Origin of the sequence: Pseudomonas sp. RC2C2 (assembly GCF_018390435.1) — a bacterium.
Taxonomy (GTDB): Bacteria; Pseudomonadota; Gammaproteobacteria; order Pseudomonadales; family Pseudomonadaceae; genus Aquipseudomonas; species Aquipseudomonas donghuensis.
Map to the genome: position 1 here is coordinate 153,235 of NZ_JAHBAX010000002.1, position 18,029 is coordinate 171,263.

Consider the following 18,029-nt stretch of genomic DNA (forward strand, 5'->3'; position numbering starts at 1 on the left):
ATCAGTGACGGACGGGCAGGTGCACTTCTGCGAGCATGCAGCGCGCGCTGCCGCCGCCGATGCGCTCGATGTGGTCGATGTTCACCACCACCGGGTGGCTGTGCTGCTCCACCTGCCGGCGTTGTTCGGGCCTGAGCGAGCGCCAGGCACTGCGCGACATCACCAGCAGCGGCTGGCCTTGCTTGTCATGGACTTCAAGCATGTTGCCGGCGAAGCCTTCGAGCTGGTCGAAGTCCAGGGCCAGGATGTCCTTGCCGGTGTCGCGCAGCGAATGCTCCAGGGCGCGGCGTTCATCGGCCTCGGGCAGCGCCTGCAGGCAGACCACCGAGAGCCCGCGGCCGACGCTCATCATCACGTTGCTGTGATAGATCGGTGCCTGGTGGCGGTCGACGGCGTGGAACAGGCACAGGCGATAGTCGAGCTGTTCGGCGAACAGGCGCAGGGCCTGGGTGTGGGTGCGTCCGGAATGGCAGGCGTAGCTGATCCGGTGCTCGCGATCCAGGACCATGCTGCCGGTCCCTTCCAGATACATACTCTGCTGTTCAAGGGGGCTCAGATCGATGGTCTGACGAACGGCAAAACGTTCCTCGAGCACCTTGAGTACGCCCTTGCTGCGCTCCAGGCGGCGGTTCTGGCCTTCCATCGGGTAGAGCACCAGGCTGCCGTCGGCGTGGCTGCTCCACCAGTTGTTGGGGAAGATCGAATCAGGGGTGTGCGGCGCCGGGGTGTCCTGCACCACCAGCACTTCGACGCCGTGCTGGCGCAGGGTGTCGACGTAACCATCGAACTCTTCCAGCGCTTTCTGCTGTGCCTGCTCCGGCTCGAGCAGGGCCTGCTGGAAGCGGTTGTTGAGGGCGGTATCCGGGTTGAAGGCGAACCGCGCCGGGCGGATCATCAAGACTGTATTTGTTGTTTGCATCGAGGCACGCATCCGGGGTTGGCTGTGTGCTTATTGTCGACCTGATCAATGATAAATCCCGGCTGAAGCGCGTTGGGCGCTCAGCCGGTAAAGCTGAAGTAGTGGGTTAGACAGCGGAATCTGCTGTGACGACTCAAGGTGGGTCTTGCTTGAAGGCCCGCAGCTGCCGCGCCAGGCTCAGCACGGCCAGTAAGCTGGCGCCGAACCACCTCATGACACCTGGCCATTGAGCAGCAGATCGGGCACCGGCTGGCCCTCGATCAGGTGTTCGCGCACCAGCCGTTGCGCGTCTTCGGCGTTGGCCACCCGGTACCAGCAACGGTCCGGATACACCGTCAGCACTGGGCCGAGGTTGCAGGGGAACTGGCAATGGCTGCGGGTCAGCAGCACGCCGTCAGTGGTTTCGATACGATTGGCCACCAGCAGCTCGCGGCGCAGGATTTTCCACAGCGGCAGGGCACCGCGTTGCACGCAGCGAGGGCCGGTGCAGAGCATCACGTGGCGGGTATGCTCGGGGATCTGCGACCACTCGGGCTTGCTCTGGATTTCATCTTCGGCGACGCGGCCGCGGCGACGCTTGGGGGTTGTTGCTGTCATGGACTTCTCGAAAAACATTCGCGAAGCGCACAGGAGGGCCCCAGCCAACACGCGCCAGGCAGCCGGCTCGTGCCCGCCCTCCGCAGGTTTGCCTAAATGACTGCATGCAGTCGTGGGGCTTCAGGCCGGTCTCCGGGCTTGCGAGGCTTGAAGCCATTCGCCTTCCCATGCCTGTGGGCACAGTGGCGGGTTGAATGCTTCACTCGCTTACCGTTGCGGGGGCAGCGCCGGACTGGTCGATAACGACGCACCGGCTTCCCGTTTCACCTGACGCACGGCGGCGGCAGGCACCTGAAACTGGCAGGCATCTGACCATCAGCCCAGGCGTTCGTCAACTGTGCCGGCCTGGCCCTGGGCGTGCAGGCGCTTGTACAGGGTGGTGCGGCTGATGCCCAGGGCCCGGGCCAGGGCCGAGATATTGCCGTTGAGGCCTTGCAGGCGCTGGCCGAGGTCGTCAGCGCTAGCTGGCGGCAACACGGGGGCCTGTGGCCTGGAGGCGGGCAGGTCGGCAAAGAAACTGTCCGGCAGGTGCTCCACAGCAATCGGCTGCCCGCCCGCCAGCGCCAGCGCCACCTGAAGCACGCTGGCCAGCTGGCGCAGGTTGCCCGGCCAGGGATGCTGGAGCAGCAGTTCCAGCACCTTGCCGGGCAGTTGCGTCGGCGCCCCGGGCTCGCGGTACTGCTGGTGGAGCTGTTCGATCAGGGCCAGGCGGTCGCTGCGTTCGCGCAAGGGCGGTAGCATCAGGCTGAGACCGGCGATGCGGTAGTACAGGTCCTGGCGAAAGTGGCCCAGGCGTACTTGGTCGGCGAGGTTCTGGTTGGTCGCCGAGACCACGCGGATATCCACCGGGATCGGTTCACCACTGCCCAATGGCTGGATGTTGCGGGTCTGCAGAAAACGCAGCAGGCGTGCCTGGGTCGGCAGCGGCATGTCACCGATTTCATCGAGAAACAGGATGCCCCGGTCGGCCTTGCGGATCAGGCCGATGTTGCCCTTGTGATGGGCGCCGGTGAATGCGCCTTTCTCGTAGCCGAACAGCTCCGACTCGACCAGCTCGGCCGGAATCGCTGCGCAGTTCACCGCAATCAACGGCTGGCCGGCGCGGCTGCTGGCGCGGTGCAGGGCATTGACGAAAACTTCCTTGCCGGCTCCGGTTTCGCCCTCGATCAATAGCGCAATGTCCTTTTCCAGCAACAACCCGGCCTGCTGCAGGGCCTTGTCGATACGCGGGTCGCAGGTGGTTTGTGCATGGCTGACCGGTGTGGCCCGCGGGGTTTGGGTGGGGGCATGCAGCAGGCAATGAAAACGGTTGCGCCCGGTCACCTGCACGGCGAACGGTTGCTCTGCGCTGTGGCCGAGCAGTTGCACCAGGGGCGTCCTGAACAACTGCTCCAGGTTCAGTTGCAACGGATTCTGGCCGAGCAAACTGTCGGCCCGGCGATTGGCCGCCAGTACCCGGCCCTGGTCATCGAACACCAGCAGCCCGGCCCATTGGCTGTCGAGGTTGTTGGCGCCGGTATTGAAGCTCAGTTGCCGGTAATCCCCGGCGAAGCGCGCAAGGATCAGGCGGTTCTCCAGGCTCTGGCTCATCATCCGCACCAGGCCCTGGGTTTGCGCCGCCGGCAGGTAGCTGTCGCTGGACACATCGAGTACGCCGATCAACTGGCGCTCGGCGTCGAACAAGGGGGCGGCGGCGCTGGCCATGAAGCGGTTGAGCTTGAGGAAGTGCTCGTCCTGGCTGACATGCACCGCCTCGCCGGTAGCCAGGGCGGTGCCGATGGCATTGGTGCCCACCCCTTGTTCCCGCCAGCAGGCGCCGGCGACAAAGCCGTGGCGCTGACGCGGCTCGATAAAGCGGCGGGTGCCCCAGGCATCGAGCAACTGGCCCAGATGGTCGCTGAGCATGATCAGGTAACTGGAGTTGCCGAGCAGGTGCGCGTATTGCGGCAGCACCTCGTCGCGGGTGGTGCCCAGCAGTGAATGCTCGCGTTCGAGCAGTTCGCTGACCTGGGCGGCGGATGCTTCGCCGAACTGCGGTTGTGACTGGTGATCCAGGCCGTAGGCGCGGCAGCGCTGCCAGGAGGCCTGGATCAGTTGCGCATGGGCGCTGGTGGATGCGGCCATGGCCCCGTCCTCTGCCGGTGGCAGTGTTGTTGTTTTTGTCTGATCCAGTGTTGTTCAGTCCTGTTCATTGTCAATGTCGCGGCTGTTCAACTGTGCAGCGAAAGCTGTTCATTTCTGTTCAGGTGTGAACCCTGGCCATCGGTCAATTCGCTGAAATGCTTTTGCCGGCAAAGGCTTGGCAACCGCTGGCACGAATCTGGCTCTGCCTTGTGCGCCTGCTCGATAACAACAAGAAGGCCGCGCCATGTCGCTCACGCTCGAACATGTCAGCCGTACCGTGGATAACCAGGTGTGCATCGACGATGCCTGCCTGAGCTTCGAGCCCGGCTCGTTCAATGTGCTGCTCGGCCGCACCCTGGCCGGCAAGACCAGCCTCATGCGCCTGATGGCCGGGCTTGATCGGCCGGACCGTGGCCGGGTGCTGATGAATGGCGAAGATGTCACCGGCCGCCCGGTACGCCAGCGCAATGTGTCGATGGTCTATCAGCAGTTCATCAACTACCCGACCCTGAGCGTGTTCGAGAACATTGCCTCACCCTTGCGCCAGGCGCGTATGGCCGAAGCGCTGATCCGCGAGAAAGTCCAGCAGACCGCGCAGATGCTGCGTATCGAGCCGTTTCTGCAACGCTTGCCGCTGGAGCTGTCGGGCGGTCAGCAGCAACGCACGGCCATGGCCCGGGCACTGGTCAAGGACGCCGAACTGATCCTGTTCGATGAACCGCTGGTGAACCTCGACTACAAGCTGCGCGAAGAGCTGCGCCAGGAGATGCGCGAGCTGTTCGCCGCCCGCCATTGCATTGCCGTGTACGCCACCACCGAACCCAACGAAGCCCTGGCCCTGGGCGGCACCACCACCATCCTCCATGAAGGGCGCATCGTGCAGAGCGGGCCCACTGCCCAGGTCTATCACCAGCCGCGCACGGTACTGGCCGCCGAGCTGTTTTCCGAGCCGCCGATCAATCTGATGCCTGGGCGTATCAGCGGCAATGAGGTGAGTTTTGCCGGCGCCGTGCATTTCGCCATGAACGCCGATCTGCGCCGCATTGGCGATGGCGACTATCGCTTCGGTGTGCGTCCGAGCCATATCAGCCTGGTGCCGTCCAACGACGATGACCTGGAGCTGGCAGTGCTGGTGGAACTAGCGGAAATCAGCGGCTCGGAAACCTTCCTGCATGTGCGCAACGAGCACTTTCGCCTGGTCCTGCACCTGCCCGGCGTGCACGAGTACCACGTCGATGCGCCGATCCGGGTGTTCATCCCCACCCACAAGCTGTTTGTCTTCGACACCGCCGGGCAACTGGTGCAGGCGCCGGGCCTGCGTGAAGCGAGGGTCGCCTGATGGCCGAGATTCGCCTGCAACAGCTGGCGCACAGCTACAGCCGTGACCCGCAGGGCGCTGACGACTATGCCTTGCGCGAGCTCGAACATGTCTGGGAGCAGGGCGGTGCCTATGCCTTGCTCGGGCCTTCGGGGTGCGGCAAATCCACGTTGCTCAATATCATTTCCGGGCTGCTCAGCCCGTCCCAGGGCCAGGTATTGTTTGATGGCAAGGTGGTCAACGCGCTGTCGCCGCAGGCACGCAACATCGCCCAGGTGTTTCAGTTCCCGGTGGTCTACGACACCATGACAGTGTTCGACAACCTGGCCTTTGCGCTGCGCAACCAGGGCCTGGATGAAGCGCGCATCGGCAAGAAGGTGGCAGAGATCGCCGAGGTGCTCGACCTGGGTAACCTGTTGAAGAAGAAAGCCCGCAACCTCAGCGCCGATGAGAAGCAGAAGGTCTCCATGGGCCGCGGCCTGGTGCGCGACGACGTCTCGGCGATCCTCTTCGACGAGCCGCTGACGGTGATCGACCCGCACCTTAAATGGAAGCTGCGGCGCAAGCTCAAGCAGATCCATGAGCAGTTCAACATCACCATGATCTACGTCACCCACGATCAGCTCGAAGCCTCGACCTTCGCTGACAAGATCGCGGTGATGTATGGCGGGCAGATCGTCCAGTTCGGCACCCCCCGCGAGTTGTTCGAACGGCCGCGCCACACCTTTGTCGGCTACTTCATCGGCAGCCCGGGGATGAACCTGATCCCGGTGCAGGTGCAGCCCGGCGGGGTCGGCTTTGCCGGCATCCATCTGCCATTGCCTGGGGATCTGCAGGAGCGCCTGGCGGCGAGCAACACCACGCACCTGCAGGTGGGCATCCGCCCGGAATTCGTCCAGGTCTGGGACGCGCCGTTCGACGAAGGCTTCAGCGCCAGGGTGGTGGATGTCGAAGACCTGGGGACCTACAAGATCCTCACCCTCGACCTGCAGGGCGTGCCGCTCAAGGTGCGCCTGGGCGAGGACCGTGCGCTGCCCGAAGGCCAGGCCTGGATCAGTTTTCCGGCGCAGTGGCTGATGCTCTATGCCGATGACGTGCTGCTGGAGGCCCGGCCATGAACAAGGTGCCCAACAACAAGGCCTGGTGGCTGGTGCTGCCGGTGTTTTTGCTGGTGGCCTTCAGCGCCGTGGTACCGATGATGACCGTGGTCAACTACTCGGTGCAGGACATTTTCGACCAGTCCAGCCGCTACTTCGTTGGCGCCGACTGGTACCGCCAGGTGCTGCAGGACCCGCGCCTGCACGACTCCCTGCTGCGCCAGTTCATCTACTCGGCCTGCGTGCTGCTGATCGAAATCCCCCTGGGGATCGCCATCGCCCTGACCATGCCGACCAAGGGCCGCTGGTCGTCCTTGTGCCTGATCGTCATGGCCATTCCGCTGCTGATCCCGTGGAACGTGGTCGGCACCATCTGGCAGATTTTCGGCCGCGCCGATATCGGCCTGCTCGGTGCTTCACTCAACCAGCTGGGCATCAACTACAACTATGCCGCCAACACCATGGACGCCTGGGTCACGGTGCTGGTGATGGACGTCTGGCACTGGACCTCGCTGGTGGCGCTGCTGTGTTACTCCGGCCTGCGCGCAATCCCCGACGTGTATTACCAGGCGGCGCGCATCGACCGCGCTTCGGCCTGGGCGGTGTTCCGGCATATCCAGTTGCCGAAGATGAAGAACGTGCTGTTGATCGCGGTGATGCTGCGCTTCATGGACAGCTTCATGATCTACACCGAGCCGTTCGTGCTCACCGGTGGCGGGCCGGGCAATGCCACCACCTTCCTCAGCCAGACCCTGACGCAGATGGCGGTCGGGCAGTTCGACCTGGGACCTGCGGCGGCGTTTTCGCTGGTGTACTTCCTGATCATTCTGCTGGTGTCGTGGCTGTTCTATACCGCCATGACCCACGCCGACAAACAGTAGGGGCCGCCCATGAACCTGCGCAAGACGCTGCCGCTGCTGCTGTACATCCTGTTCCTGCTGGTACCGATCTACTGGCTGCTGAACATGTCGTTCAAGAGCAACACCGAGATCCTCGGTGGCCTGACCCTGTGGCCGCAGAACTTCACCTTCGACAACTACCGGGTGATCTTCACCGACCCCAGTTGGTACAGCGGCTACATCAACTCGCTGTACTACGTGTGCCTGAACACGGTGATCTCCCTGAGCGTGGCCTTGCCGGCAGCCTATGCCTTCTCGCGCTACCGCTTTCTTGGCGACAAGCACCTGTTCTTCTGGCTGCTGACCAACCGCATGGCGCCACCGGCAGTGTTTCTCCTGCCGTTCTTCCAGCTGTATTCGTCCATCGGCCTGTTCGATACGCACATTGCCGTGGCATTGGCCCACTGCCTGTTCAACGTTCCGCTGGCGGTGTGGATTCTCGAAGGCTTCATGTCCGGAGTACCGAAGGAAATTGACGAAACCGCCTACATCGACGGCTACAGCTTCCCGCGGTTCTTCGTGAAGATCTTCGTGCCGCTGATTGGCTCCGGCATCGGCGTCACGGCGTTTTTCTGCTTCATGTTTTCCTGGGTCGAACTGCTGCTGGCACGCACCCTGACCTCGGTGAACGCCAAGCCGATTGCCGCGGTGATGACCCGAACGGTGTCGGCCTCGGGGATCGACTGGGGCGTGCTGGCCGCTGCCGGGGTACTGACCATTCTGCCGGGCATGCTGGTGATCTGGTTTGTCCGTAACCATGTCGCCAAGGGCTTTGCCCTGGGCCGGGTCTGAGGAGCGCGCTATGGACTGGATGGCCTGGACTTTGCCAACAGCGATCTTCTTCGCCTCGATCGGCCTGTTGCTGCTGGGCATGACGCTGCATGAGCTGCGTCGGCCGTGCGTCGAACGTCGTGGTTTTCTGCCGATCGCCACCAGCCGTGGTGACCGGTTGTTCATTGGTTTGCTGGTCAGCGCTTACCTGCACCTGCTGGTAATCGGGCTCAGCGACTGGAACCTGTGGGTAGCCTCGCTGCTATCCCTGGCCTGGCTGTTGGTGGTGATGCGCTGGGGTTAGCCGAGGGCAATCGGCACGGCTCCGGGAAAATACTCAATCGGGAGATCACAATGTTCGACAACAACAAGAACCGGCGACATTTGACCCTGGCAGCCCTGCTGGTGCTTGGCAGTTTTCACGCCAGTGCCTGGGCCGATGCCTATGAAGATGCCGCCAAGAAGTGGATCGGCAGCGAGTTCAAGCCTTCGACCCTGACTCCCGAGCAGCAGCTTGAAGAGTTGAAGTGGTTCATCAAGGCGTCCGAGCCGTTTCGCGGGATGAAGATCAACGTGGTGTCGGAAACCATCGCCACCCATGAATACGAGGCCAAGGTGCTGGCCAAGGCTTTCAGCGAGATCACCGGGATCAAGCTGACCCACGACTTGCTGCAGGAAGGCGACGTGGTGGAAAAACTGCAGACACAGATGCAGTCGGACAAGAATATCTACGACGGTTGGGTCAATGATTCCGACCTGATCGGTACCCACCTTCGCTATGGTAAGACCGAATCCATCACCGACCTGATGGCCAACGAAGGCAAGGACTACACCTCGCCGACCCTGGACCTTAAGGACTTTATCGGCATCTCCTTCACCACCGCGCCGGACGGCAAGATCTATCAGCTGCCTGACCAGCAGTTCGCCAACCTCTACTGGTTCCGCGCCGACTGGTTCGACCGCCCCGACCTCAAGGCCAAGTTCAAGGAAAAGTACGGCTACGAGCTGGGCGTGCCGGTGAACTGGTCGGCCTATGAAGACATCGCCAAGTTCTTCAGCGAGGACGTCAAGGAAATCGACGGCAAGCGCGTTTACGGGCACATGGACTACGGCAAGAAAGACCCGTCGCTGGGCTGGCGCTTCACCGATGCCTGGTTCTCCATGGCCGGTGGTGGCGACAAGGGCCTGCCCAACGGCTTGCCGGTGGATGAATGGGGCATTCGCGTCGAAGACTGCCACCCGGTTGGCTCCAGCGTTACCCGTGGCGGCGACACCAATGGCCCGGCTGCGGTCTACGCCACGCAAAAATATGTCGACTGGATGCGCGCCTATGCGCCGCCAGAGGCCCAGGGCATGACTTTCTCCGAATCCGGGCCGGTGCCGTCCCAGGGCAACATCGCCCAGCAGATCTTCTGGTACACCGCCTTTACCGCCGACATGACCAAGCCAGGCCTGCCGGTGATGAACGCCGACGGCACGCCGAAGTGGCGCATGGCGCCATCGCCCAAGGGGCCGTACTGGGAGGAGGGCATGAAGCTTGGTTATCAGGATGCCGGCTCCTGGACCTTCCTCAAGTCGACGCCAGAGAAGCAGCGCCTGGCCGCCTGGCTATACGCCCAGTTCGTCACCTCCAAGACCGTCTCGCTGAAAAAGACCATTGTCGGGCTGACGCCGATCCGCGAGTCGGACATCAACTCCCAGGCCATGACCGATCTTGCGCCCAAGCTCGGTGGGCTGGTGGAGTTTTACCGCAGCCCGGCGCGGGTGCAATGGACTCCGACCGGCACCAACGTGCCGGACTACCCGCGGCTGGCGCAGCTGTGGTGGAGCCATATCGCCGAAGCGGCGAGTGGCGAGAAGACCCCGCAAGAGGCGCTGGATGGCCTGGCCAAGGATCAGGACCGCATCCTCGAGCGTCTGGAGCGCTCCAAGGCTCAGGCGACTTGCGCACCCAAGCTGAACAAGGAGCGTGATGCCCAGTACTGGTTCGACCAGCCGGGGGCACCGAAGCCGAAACTGGCCAACGAGAAGCCCAAGGGCGAGACCGTGAGCTACAGCGAACTGCTCAAATCCTGGGAGGCTGCACGCAAGTAACCACACAGGTTGTGTGTAGGAGCGGGCTTGACCCGCGATGAGGCCCTGACGCCAGGCACAAAAAAACGGCACCTTCACCGGTGCCGTTTCTTATCCCGCCATCAGCACTTACTTATGCAGCGCTTCGGCCGCATACAACGTGTTTTCCAGCAGGCACGCCCGGGTCATCGGCCCGACGCCACCCGGCACCGGGGTGATCCAGCCAGCGCGGGGCAGGGCGGTCTCGTAGACCACGTCGCCAACCAGCTTGCCATCCTCCTGGCGGTTGATACCGACGTCGATGACGATCGCGCCTTCCTTGATCCACTCGCCCTTGACCAGGCCCGGCTTGCCGGCGGCGACTACCACCAGGTCGGCGCGGCCGACGTGGCCGGCCAGGTCCTTGGTGAAGCGGTGGGTGACGGTCACGGTGCAACCGGCCAGCAGCAGTTCCATGGCCATCGGCCGGCCAACGATGTTGGAGGCGCCGACGACAACCGCGTTCATGCCGTACAGGTCCTGACCGGTGCTTTCCAGCAGGGTCATGATGCCTTTTGGCGTGCACGGGCGCAGCAGCGGGATACGCTGGGCCAGGCGGCCGACGTTATACGGATGGAAACCGTCGACGTCCTTGTCCGGGCGGATGCGCTCGAGCAGCAGCGAGGCGTCCAGGTGCGCCGGCAGCGGCAGCTGCAGGAGGATGCCGTCGATGTTCGGGTCATCATTAAGGCGATCGATCAGCTCGGTCAGCGCTTGCTGCGTGGTATCGCTGGGCAGGTCGAAGGCCTGGGAGATAAAGCCGACCTCTTCGCAATCCTTGCGCTTGTGCGAGACATAGACTTGAGAAGCGGGGTCGGTGCCGACCAGGATCACCGCCAGGCCAGGCGTACGCAGGCCTTGCTGGCGACGCTCCACGACACGTTGGGCGATCTGCTGGCGCAGGCTGGCGGCGATCGCCTTGCCGTCGATAAGGTGTGCAGTCATGACGCGTGATTAACCATCGAGAGGGAATAAAAAGAGCGCGCATTCTCGCATGAAGGGGGCCGAGGGCAAAGGCGCTTGGTCCGGCAATTGCCCTAAGCCCTTAAATAAAATGAATTTTTTTCAAAAAATAGTTGACGACCTTTCCGCTCGTCTATAAGATTCGTCGCACTTGTCGGGCAGAGCCTAGCACTGGTTAGCAAGGTCAGGCAGAATAAGCAGATTTATTAGCTTGTTCAGTACGGCTAAAGTTAATTTGTAATCGTAACAGAAAGCAGATTAAATATGCGCCCGTAGCTCAGCTGGATAGAGCATCCGCCTTCTAAGCGGATGGTCGCAGGTTCGAGTCCTGCCGGGTGCGCCAATAGGCAGCTTTGGCACAAGTAAAGCGATAAATGCAATATGGTGGACGTAGCTCAGTTGGTAGAGCGCAGGATTGTGATTCCTGTGGTCGTGGGTTCGATTCCCATCGTCCACCCCATATTCCAAAAGGCGCCCGATGAAAATCTGGCGCCTTTGCTTTAAAAGCTTCATGCGGACGTGGTGAAATTGGTAGACACACTGGATTTAGGTTCCAGCGGCGCAAGCTGTAAGAGTTCGAGTCTCTTCGTCCGCACCATCCAAACTTTCACCGCCCTTCGCTGAAGCGCGTGAATGTGCCAGCAGGTAGCTTTGACACAAGCCCTGCGGCAAATGCAATATGGTGGACGTAGCTCAGTTGGTAGAGCGCAGGATTGTGATTCCTGTGGTCGTGGGTTCGATTCCCATCGTCCACCCCATATTCCCGAAGGCGCCCGATGAAAATCTGGCGCCTTTGTTTTAAGCGCTTCATGCGGACGTGGTGAAATTGGTAGACACACTGGATTTAGGTTCCAGCGGCGCAAGCTGTAAGAGTTCGAGTCTCTTCGTCCGCACCATCCACGCTTTCACCGCCCTTCGCTGAAGCGCCTGAAAGCCTCGAAAAAGCCGCCTTGTGCGGCTTTTGTCGTTTCTGGGGTTTGACGGCTGCGCCTTACCTTTTCGCCAAATAGAAATTAGTTTCATATAAAACTGATTTTCATTTCCCTTTTTCATTCCTTCGCGTGACCTCTCTTGCAAGATCATTTCATCTGCAAGGGAGCGCCTCGTGAAGAGCACACAGCCGGCCGCCGTTCAGCGGCTGCAGCACAACAACAAAAGCGGTGCATGGAAAGTTGCGTGCAGTGCGCTGACCGCACTGGCATTGGTGGGCGGGTGTAGCGGCGGGTCGTTGGCCTATGCAACTGAAAGGGCGGCGACCCAGCAAGCGCCGTTGCGCAAGCCTTACGACATTCCGCCAGGCCCGCTGGCACCTGCCTTGAATCAACTGGCTGGGGCTGCAGGGGTGACCCTCACCTTTGATCCGCAGCTTGGCGAAAATCGCAGCACCCAAGGCTTGAGTGGCGATTACACGCTCAAGGAAGCCTTCGACTTGTTGTTGATGGGCACCGGCCTGTGGGTCGAGCGGCTGAAGGATCGCACCTATGTGTTGCGCGTGAACGAGCGCAGCGATAGTGCCCTGGAGGTCGGGCCGACCATGGTCGGCGCTTTGGCTGAACGGCCCGGGGCGATCCAGAGCAGTCGCGAGGTGCATGCCGAGCGCCAGGACCTCAACAGCGTGGTGCGCTCGATACCGGGCACCTATACCTTGCATTCGCGCAGCCAGCCGGGGGTGTCGGTGAACATCCGCGGCCTGGCCGGGTTGGGCCGGGTCAATACCATAATCGATGGCGTCACCCAAACCTTCCGTAACAACGCCGGCCACGGTTCGGGCGGGCCGATGGCTTTTGTCGACGCCAACCTGCTGGCTGGGGTGGATGTACAGCGTGGTTCGGTGGATGGCGCCGAAGGGGCCAACACCCTGGGCGGCTCGGCGAACTTTCGTACCTTCGATATTGATGACATCGTCAAGCCGGACCACCGCGTAGGTCTGCGTACGACCTATCGCACCGGTAACAATGGCTACGGCAATACCCGCATGTTCGCCGCCGGTGCCCGTACCCGCCCGGAAGATGTCGAGGGCGTTTACGGCCTGGTCGCGGCAGTCAGCAGCACCCAGACTGGCGAGTACAAGACCACCAATGGCCAGTCCAACGAATACGACACCACCAAGCAGAACCCGCGCTCCGGTTTGCTCAAGCTGCGCCTGCAGCCTAACGACATGCATCGCCTGGACCTGAGTGGGGTGAAGTACCGCAACGAGTTCTATCACAACTACCCCTGGCAGCTGGATAACGAGACCTATCGCGCCAAGTACGCCTATACGCCCTACAGCGAATGGCTGAACCTGACGGTCAATGCCTACCAGAACAAGACCGAGCTGGAGTATCCGCCGGTAGAAGACTCCCACTACATCGGTCGCAAGACCCGTGACGATGCCCACGGTTTCGACCTGACCAACGTCAGCCGTTTCAACCTCGGGCCGGTAGAGGCGAGCTGGAGTAATGGCGCGCGTTACTACACCGATGATTTCGTCGCCCAGACCCCGGAGAAGCGCGGGGCCAACCCCGAGGGCAAGCAGGCTACCCACAGCCTGTTCAGCACCCTGGAGTTTAACTACGACATCTATGCCCTGACCCTGGCCGGTCATTACGACGGCTACAAGGTCAGCGGTCATGTGCCCAAGTGCTCGATCATTGGCCAGTGCCGCGGTATCGACGGTGGCGACATAGACATTACCCGCCGCGAACACAGCTTCAACCCACGGGTTGGTTTCGCCGTCAGACCTTACGACTGGATGCAGCTCTACAGCAGCTGGTCGCGCACTTCGCGGGCGCCGCGGGTGCAGGAAATGTTCTTCGAGAAAGTGCCACTGGAGGCCGATGCCAGCGACGCCGACGGTGTCGGTGCCAACCCGTTCCTGCGCCAGGAGCGTTCGACCAACTACGAGTTCGGGGTCAATTTCAGTCGCAGCGGGCTGTTCACCGACGCCGACTACGGGCAACTGAAGATCAACCGCTTCATCAGCAAGATCGATGGCTACATCACGCCGCAGTCCTTCGACATCCTCGATGACGACGGCGAAGAGTCGGCGAAGATGAACTGGGTCAACTGGCCTGAAGAAGTGCGCATGAGCGGTTACGAGTTGGAAGGCCGCTACGACGCCGGCTTCTTCTACGCCAACCTGTCGTGGACCAAGGCCACGACCAAATCGCCGACCACCTCCGGCATCGAGCTGGAGGACATCAACAGCCAGCCGGACCGCTTCTGGACCCTCGACCTGGGTACCCGCTGGTTCGATGAGCGCCTGGTGCTGGGGGCCCGTGGTGAATACGCCGGGCCGTCGGAAACCAGTTGGGACTGGTACGAGACGAAAAAATCCAACGCCACCGGCGTGATCTGGGACCTGTATGGCAGCTACCGGGTGCAGGACAACCTGAGCCTGTTCTTCAACGTCGAGAACGTCGGCAACAAGGTCTACAACAACAGCGCCTCGGTGGACTACCTGATGTCGGCGGTGATGGATCAAGGCAACGGCCGTGGCCGCACGACCTCGTTCGGCTTCACCCTCGAATACTGACAGGACCCTTTATGTTCAAGTCTTCCTTTATAGGGATGGGGCTGGCACTGCTTGCGGGTTGCGCCAGCGTCAATGCGCCGGTGGCCGACAGTGCCTACATCCGGGTCGAATCGCACATTTCCGGATGGGGCGCGATCATCGAGCTGAGCAGTGGCAAGCAGATCTCGCCCACTCAACTGCTCGATGAGCTGGCGCCGGCCCAGACGGTGATGGTCGGCGAAGTGCACGACAACTTCGCCCATCACCTGATCGAACAATGGCTGGCCACTCACCTGGCGCAGCGTCGGCCCCAGGGCGCGGTGGTGCTGGAAATGCTCGACAGTGAACGGCAGCGCCCGGTGAGTGAAGTCCAGGCCTGGCTGGGGCAGGGCAACCAGGTGCGCAGCCAGCGGCTGAAACAGATCATCCACTGGGACGAGCGCTGGAGCTGGGAGCAGTACGGCCCCCTGATGGAGGCCCTGATGACGGCGCCGTCCACGCTGTTGGCCGGCAACCTGCCGGCCGCTGAGCGCAAGCGCTTGATGGCGGCAGCGGTACAGGACCCTGACGGCCTGTTCCCGTCACCCGGCATTGCCGCACGCCAGCGCCAGTACATCAAAGAGATGCATTGCGGGCAGATCGATGCCGTGCGCATGAACGGCCTGCTTGCGATCCAGCACGCCCGCGACCAGCGCATGGCGCAGGTGCTCGATAGCGCCGAAGCGCCCCGGCTGTTGTTCGCCGGCGTCCTGCACACGCTGAAAAGCCTGGGCGCCCCGCAGTACCTGGCGCAAGGGGCGAGTGATCCGGGGCTGAAAGTGCTGGTGATCAGCGAGCAGGGCCATAGCCTGACGACCCGGGATGCCGACTATGTCTGGCTGCTGCCAGCTGAGGATGCCGACGGTACCGCCCTGGTTGCCGACGCGGGCGGCTGCGATCAGCCCGCCCATTGAACCCTTCACTACAAGGAATTTATCCATGACTCAACTGACTGATAGCGGGTTCAAGTGCCTGGACCTGCCCGCCGTGCAAGTGGCCGCCCAACTGCATACCCTGGGCCCGGTGCGCACCCGCACACCGGCCAGCCACGCCTCGATCGAGCAACTAGGCCGTTATCCGCAGTCCGACGACATCAGCGACGCGGGGTTGGTGATTGGCGAGGACGGCCTGGATCTGCGCTTGAACCTGCGCGCCTGGCACTGGGTCGGCATCTCGCTTGATCCTGAGGTGGGTGTCTACAGCCTTAGGGTCTTTGATCGCCACGGCAAACTGCTGCTGTGCCTGGCCTCGACGGAGCAATCGTCACTGGCCGGCTGGGCAGCGCTGTATGGACGGTGCGTCGAGAAACCGGCCGATTTCAGCGTGCAACCTTCCTTCAGCAAGCGCAATCCGCAGGTGCCCGGCCTGGTCGAAGAGTGGGCGGCGATGGCCAACGTCCATGAGCACTTTGCCTTGCTCAAGCGCCACGGCCTGACCCGCTTTGAGGGCAACGCCCTGGTGGCGCCGCAGTTCGCCCGGCAACTGGCGCAAACCAGCCCGGTCGCGGTGTTCCGGCAATTGGCCGCCAGTGCGCTGGAATTGATGCTGTTCGTCTACAGTGCCGGTAGCGTGCAGATCTTTACGGGCCGGCTGACGGGCATGAGCGAGGCGGGCGCTGAGCTGCTGTTTGATATGCCTGCCAGTGAACAGGCGGCGCCTACCGGCTTTAGAATCGCCGATGCGCCGGATGCGCAAATCTGGCGCGTCTATAAGCCTAACCAGGTCGGCGGCGTCACCAGTCTTGAGTTTTTTGACGCCGAGCAGCGTCTGATCGTCCAGGTGTTCGCCCGTCGCCCGGCGGGGCAGCCTGAGCAGTTGGCCTGGCGTGAATGGCTGGATGCTCTGGAGGCGGCGCGATGAAGCGCTTGCTCCTCGGCCTGCTGGCGGCGTGTACGGCAATGACCGTACAGGCCGAATCTGCCGACACCCTGGTGATCGGCAATGACCTGGCGGAAATCGTCGATCGCCTGGGCGGCACCTCGCGCCTGGTCGGCCGCGATGATTCCAGTCGTTATCCTGAAGCCATCGCCAACCTGCCATCGGTAGGCTACTTGCGCCAACTCTCGGCAGAAGGCGTGCTGACCCTCAAACCGCAACGGCTGCTGATCAGCGATGCCGCCCGCCCGACTAGCGTACTGCGCCAACTCGGCGGTCTCGGGCTTGAGGTCGTAAGTGTCGCCCGAGGCAAGGGTATTGGCGATATCCCGGGCAAGATCGAGCAGGTTGCACTGGCCATGAATCGCCAGGCACAGGCTCAGCCGTTGCTCGATGAGCAGCGCCAGCTAGCGGCGGCGCTGGCAACGATGCCGGCATTGAAAGGGCCAAAGGCGGTGTTTATTTTCAACCGTGCCGGCATGACGCCGTTGATCATGGGGCGTGGTACCGAAGCCCAGGCCGCGCTGGAGCAGGCCGGTATCGAAAACGGCGCTGGCTTCAATGCCTATAAGCAAGTAGCAGCGGAAGCCATGGTGGCGCTGGCACCGGACTTCGTCATTGTCAGCAAGGCCGGGCTGGCAGCATTGGGCGGTGAAGACAACCTGTGGAAGCTCGGCGGCCTGGCGCACACTCCCGCCGGACAGCATCGGCGCCTGGTGCTGGTCGATGACCAGGCGCTGCTCAACCTCGGGCCGCGCACGGTGCAGGCCATGTTGCAGTTGCGTCAGGATGCGGGAGCGCTGTTCCCATGAAGGGCGCCGGGAATGTCTCATTGCCGACCCTGGTGCTGATGCTGGCAGGGTTGTGCGCGATGCTGGCGATGTGCTCGCTGGTCGGCAGTATCGGCTTGTCGCCGCGGATTCTGCTCGGTGAGCTGCCAAGCGCGCTGGAGTGGCAGGTGTGGAGTGAAGTGCGCCTGCCTCGGTTGCTGCTGGCGGTGCTGGTGGGGTCGACCCTGGCCGCTGGCGGCACAGCCATGCAGGGCCTGTTTCGCAACCCCTTGGCCGACCCGACGCTGCTGGGCCAAGCCAGCGGCGCGGGGCTTGCGGTTTCGATCTGGGTGGTGCTGTTCAATGGCCGCTTTGCCGGGTTGGAGCGCTATGGGCAGTTTCTCGCCGGTTTCATCGGCGCCTTGCTGGTGACTCTGGTGATTTTCCGTATCGGTCGTGGTTACAAGGGGCGTGAGTCGACCATTACCTTGCTGCTCGCGGGGTTGGTGATCAATACCCTGACGGGCGCTGTGGGCGGCATCCTTACCTACCTCGCCAGCGAAGAACAGCTGCGCCAACTGAGCCTGTGGGGGATGGGCAGCCTGAGCAGCGCCGAGTGGTCGACCCTGGCCGTGGCCTGCCTGGTCCTGCCATTGACCTTGTGGGTGTTGGCGCGTTGCGCCGCTGACCTGGACCTGTTCCAGCTGGGGGACGTGTCGGCCCACGCTGCCGGGCTGGATGGCGACCGGTTGAAGAGTCGCGTGGTCCTGGCTTCGTCGCTGGGGGTAGGCTTGTGTGTGGCCTTGAGCGGCATCATCGGTTTTATCGGCCTGCTGGTGCCACACTGCCTGCGTTTGTATTTCGGCCCGGGCCATCGTTTGCTGATTCCGGCTTCGATGCTCTGCGGCGCGATTCTGCTGCTGGTGGCCGATACCCTGGCGCGCAGCTTGACCAGCCCGGCGGAAATCCCCGTAGGCCTGGTCACCAGCATCATTGGCGGGCCGTATTTTCTCTGGTTGTTACTCGGTCGCAAGGTGCGGGAGTTCTGA

General features: G+C 62.4%; 15 protein-coding genes, 5 tRNA genes and 1 riboswitch. Of the genes, 16 read left to right on the forward strand and 4 right to left on the reverse strand.

What is annotated here, in order from left to right; genetic code table 11:
• Position 1 precedes the first annotated feature (1 nt).
• From ctlX to KHO53_RS19155, 3 genes are all read right to left on the reverse strand, one after another.
• Complete coding sequence (gene ctlX / locus KHO53_RS19145) at positions 2–919, reverse strand: citrulline utilization hydrolase CtlX (protein WP_036994469.1); 918 nt, start codon at positions 917–919, stop codon at positions 2–4.
• Between the two features lie 210 nt (positions 920–1,129).
• Entirely contained in the window at positions 1,130–1,516 is a 387-nt protein-coding gene (locus tag KHO53_RS19150; RefSeq protein ID WP_159388314.1) for a (2Fe-2S) ferredoxin domain-containing protein, read from the reverse strand.
• Positions 1,517–1,622: 106 nt separating this feature from the next.
• A riboswitch (cobalamin riboswitch) is annotated at positions 1,623–1,826 on the reverse strand.
• Positions 1,827–1,831: 5 nt separating this feature from the next.
• Complete coding sequence (locus KHO53_RS19155) at positions 1,832–3,640, reverse strand: sigma-54-dependent Fis family transcriptional regulator (RefSeq protein WP_100782961.1); 1,809 nt, start codon at positions 3,638–3,640, stop codon at positions 1,832–1,834.
• A 244-nt stretch (positions 3,641–3,884) separates the two neighbouring features.
• Here KHO53_RS19155 and KHO53_RS19160 point away from each other — a divergent pair, with 244 nt between their 5' ends.
• The 6 genes from KHO53_RS19160 to KHO53_RS19185 are packed head-to-tail and all read left to right on the forward strand — an operon-like array spanning position 3,885 to position 9,819.
• Positions 3,885–4,979: an ABC transporter ATP-binding protein gene (locus KHO53_RS19160; protein WP_010224620.1), complete on the forward strand. Its 1,095-nt coding sequence runs from the start codon at positions 3,885–3,887 to the stop codon at positions 4,977–4,979.
• Positions 4,979–6,076 (forward strand): ABC transporter ATP-binding protein, encoded by a 1,098-nt coding sequence (locus KHO53_RS19165; RefSeq protein WP_036994420.1) that lies wholly within the window; start codon positions 4,979–4,981, stop codon positions 6,074–6,076. The genes KHO53_RS19160 and KHO53_RS19165 overlap by 1 nt, the downstream gene beginning before the upstream one ends.
• Complete coding sequence (locus tag KHO53_RS19170) at positions 6,073–6,936, forward strand: carbohydrate ABC transporter permease (protein WP_010224616.1); 864 nt, start codon at positions 6,073–6,075, stop codon at positions 6,934–6,936. The genes KHO53_RS19165 and KHO53_RS19170 overlap by 4 nt, the downstream gene beginning before the upstream one ends.
• 9 nt (positions 6,937–6,945) lie before the next feature.
• Positions 6,946–7,746, forward strand: a complete 801-nt coding sequence (locus KHO53_RS19175) for a carbohydrate ABC transporter permease (protein ID WP_010224614.1) — start codon at positions 6,946–6,948, stop codon at positions 7,744–7,746.
• A gap of 10 nt (positions 7,747–7,756) precedes the next feature.
• Complete coding sequence (locus KHO53_RS19180; protein WP_010224612.1) at positions 7,757–8,029, forward strand: DUF2160 domain-containing protein; 273 nt, start codon at positions 7,757–7,759, stop codon at positions 8,027–8,029.
• Positions 8,030–8,079: 50 nt separating this feature from the next.
• The gene (locus tag KHO53_RS19185; RefSeq protein ID WP_036994421.1) at positions 8,080–9,819 is read left to right on the forward strand and encodes an ABC transporter substrate-binding protein; all 1,740 of its coding nucleotides are present in this window, start codon (positions 8,080–8,082) and stop codon (positions 9,817–9,819) included.
• Between the two features lie 108 nt (positions 9,820–9,927).
• Here the strand turns inward: KHO53_RS19185 and folD are convergent, their stop codons facing one another.
• Positions 9,928–10,782: a bifunctional methylenetetrahydrofolate dehydrogenase/methenyltetrahydrofolate cyclohydrolase FolD gene (gene folD, locus KHO53_RS19190; RefSeq protein WP_115087907.1), complete on the reverse strand. Its 855-nt coding sequence runs from the start codon at positions 10,780–10,782 to the stop codon at positions 9,928–9,930.
• A 284-nt stretch (positions 10,783–11,066) separates the two neighbouring features.
• Between folD and KHO53_RS19195 the strand changes: the two genes are divergently transcribed.
• The 10 genes from KHO53_RS19195 (at position 11,067) to KHO53_RS19240 (ending at position 18,029) form a co-directional block, all read left to right on the forward strand.
• Positions 11,067–11,143, forward strand: a tRNA-Arg gene (locus KHO53_RS19195).
• A 41-nt stretch (positions 11,144–11,184) separates the two neighbouring features.
• Positions 11,185–11,260: transfer RNA gene (locus tag KHO53_RS19200), tRNA-His, on the forward strand.
• A 53-nt stretch (positions 11,261–11,313) separates the two neighbouring features.
• Positions 11,314–11,398 (forward strand) — tRNA-Leu (locus KHO53_RS19205).
• 84 nt (positions 11,399–11,482) lie between these two features.
• Positions 11,483–11,558 (forward strand) — tRNA-His (locus KHO53_RS19210).
• Between the two features lie 53 nt (positions 11,559–11,611).
• Positions 11,612–11,696, forward strand: a tRNA-Leu gene (locus KHO53_RS19215).
• A 209-nt stretch (positions 11,697–11,905) separates the two neighbouring features.
• Positions 11,906–14,317 (forward strand): TonB-dependent receptor, encoded by a 2,412-nt coding sequence (locus KHO53_RS19220; RefSeq protein ID WP_213570668.1) that lies wholly within the window; start codon positions 11,906–11,908, stop codon positions 14,315–14,317.
• 11 nt (positions 14,318–14,328) lie between these two features.
• Positions 14,329–15,249, forward strand: a complete 921-nt coding sequence (locus tag KHO53_RS19225; protein WP_213570669.1) for a ChaN family lipoprotein — start codon at positions 14,329–14,331, stop codon at positions 15,247–15,249.
• Between the two features lie 25 nt (positions 15,250–15,274).
• Positions 15,275–16,195: a ChuX/HutX family heme-like substrate-binding protein gene (locus tag KHO53_RS19230; protein WP_213570670.1), complete on the forward strand. Its 921-nt coding sequence runs from the start codon at positions 15,275–15,277 to the stop codon at positions 16,193–16,195.
• The gene (locus KHO53_RS19235) at positions 16,192–17,022 is read left to right on the forward strand and encodes a heme/hemin ABC transporter substrate-binding protein (protein WP_036994423.1); all 831 of its coding nucleotides are present in this window, start codon (positions 16,192–16,194) and stop codon (positions 17,020–17,022) included. Before KHO53_RS19230 ends, KHO53_RS19235 begins: the two co-directional genes overlap by 4 nt.
• Positions 17,019–18,029, forward strand: coding sequence for a FecCD family ABC transporter permease (locus tag KHO53_RS19240; protein WP_010224383.1), 1,011 nt, complete (start codon positions 17,019–17,021; stop codon positions 18,027–18,029). The genes KHO53_RS19235 and KHO53_RS19240 overlap by 4 nt, the downstream gene beginning before the upstream one ends.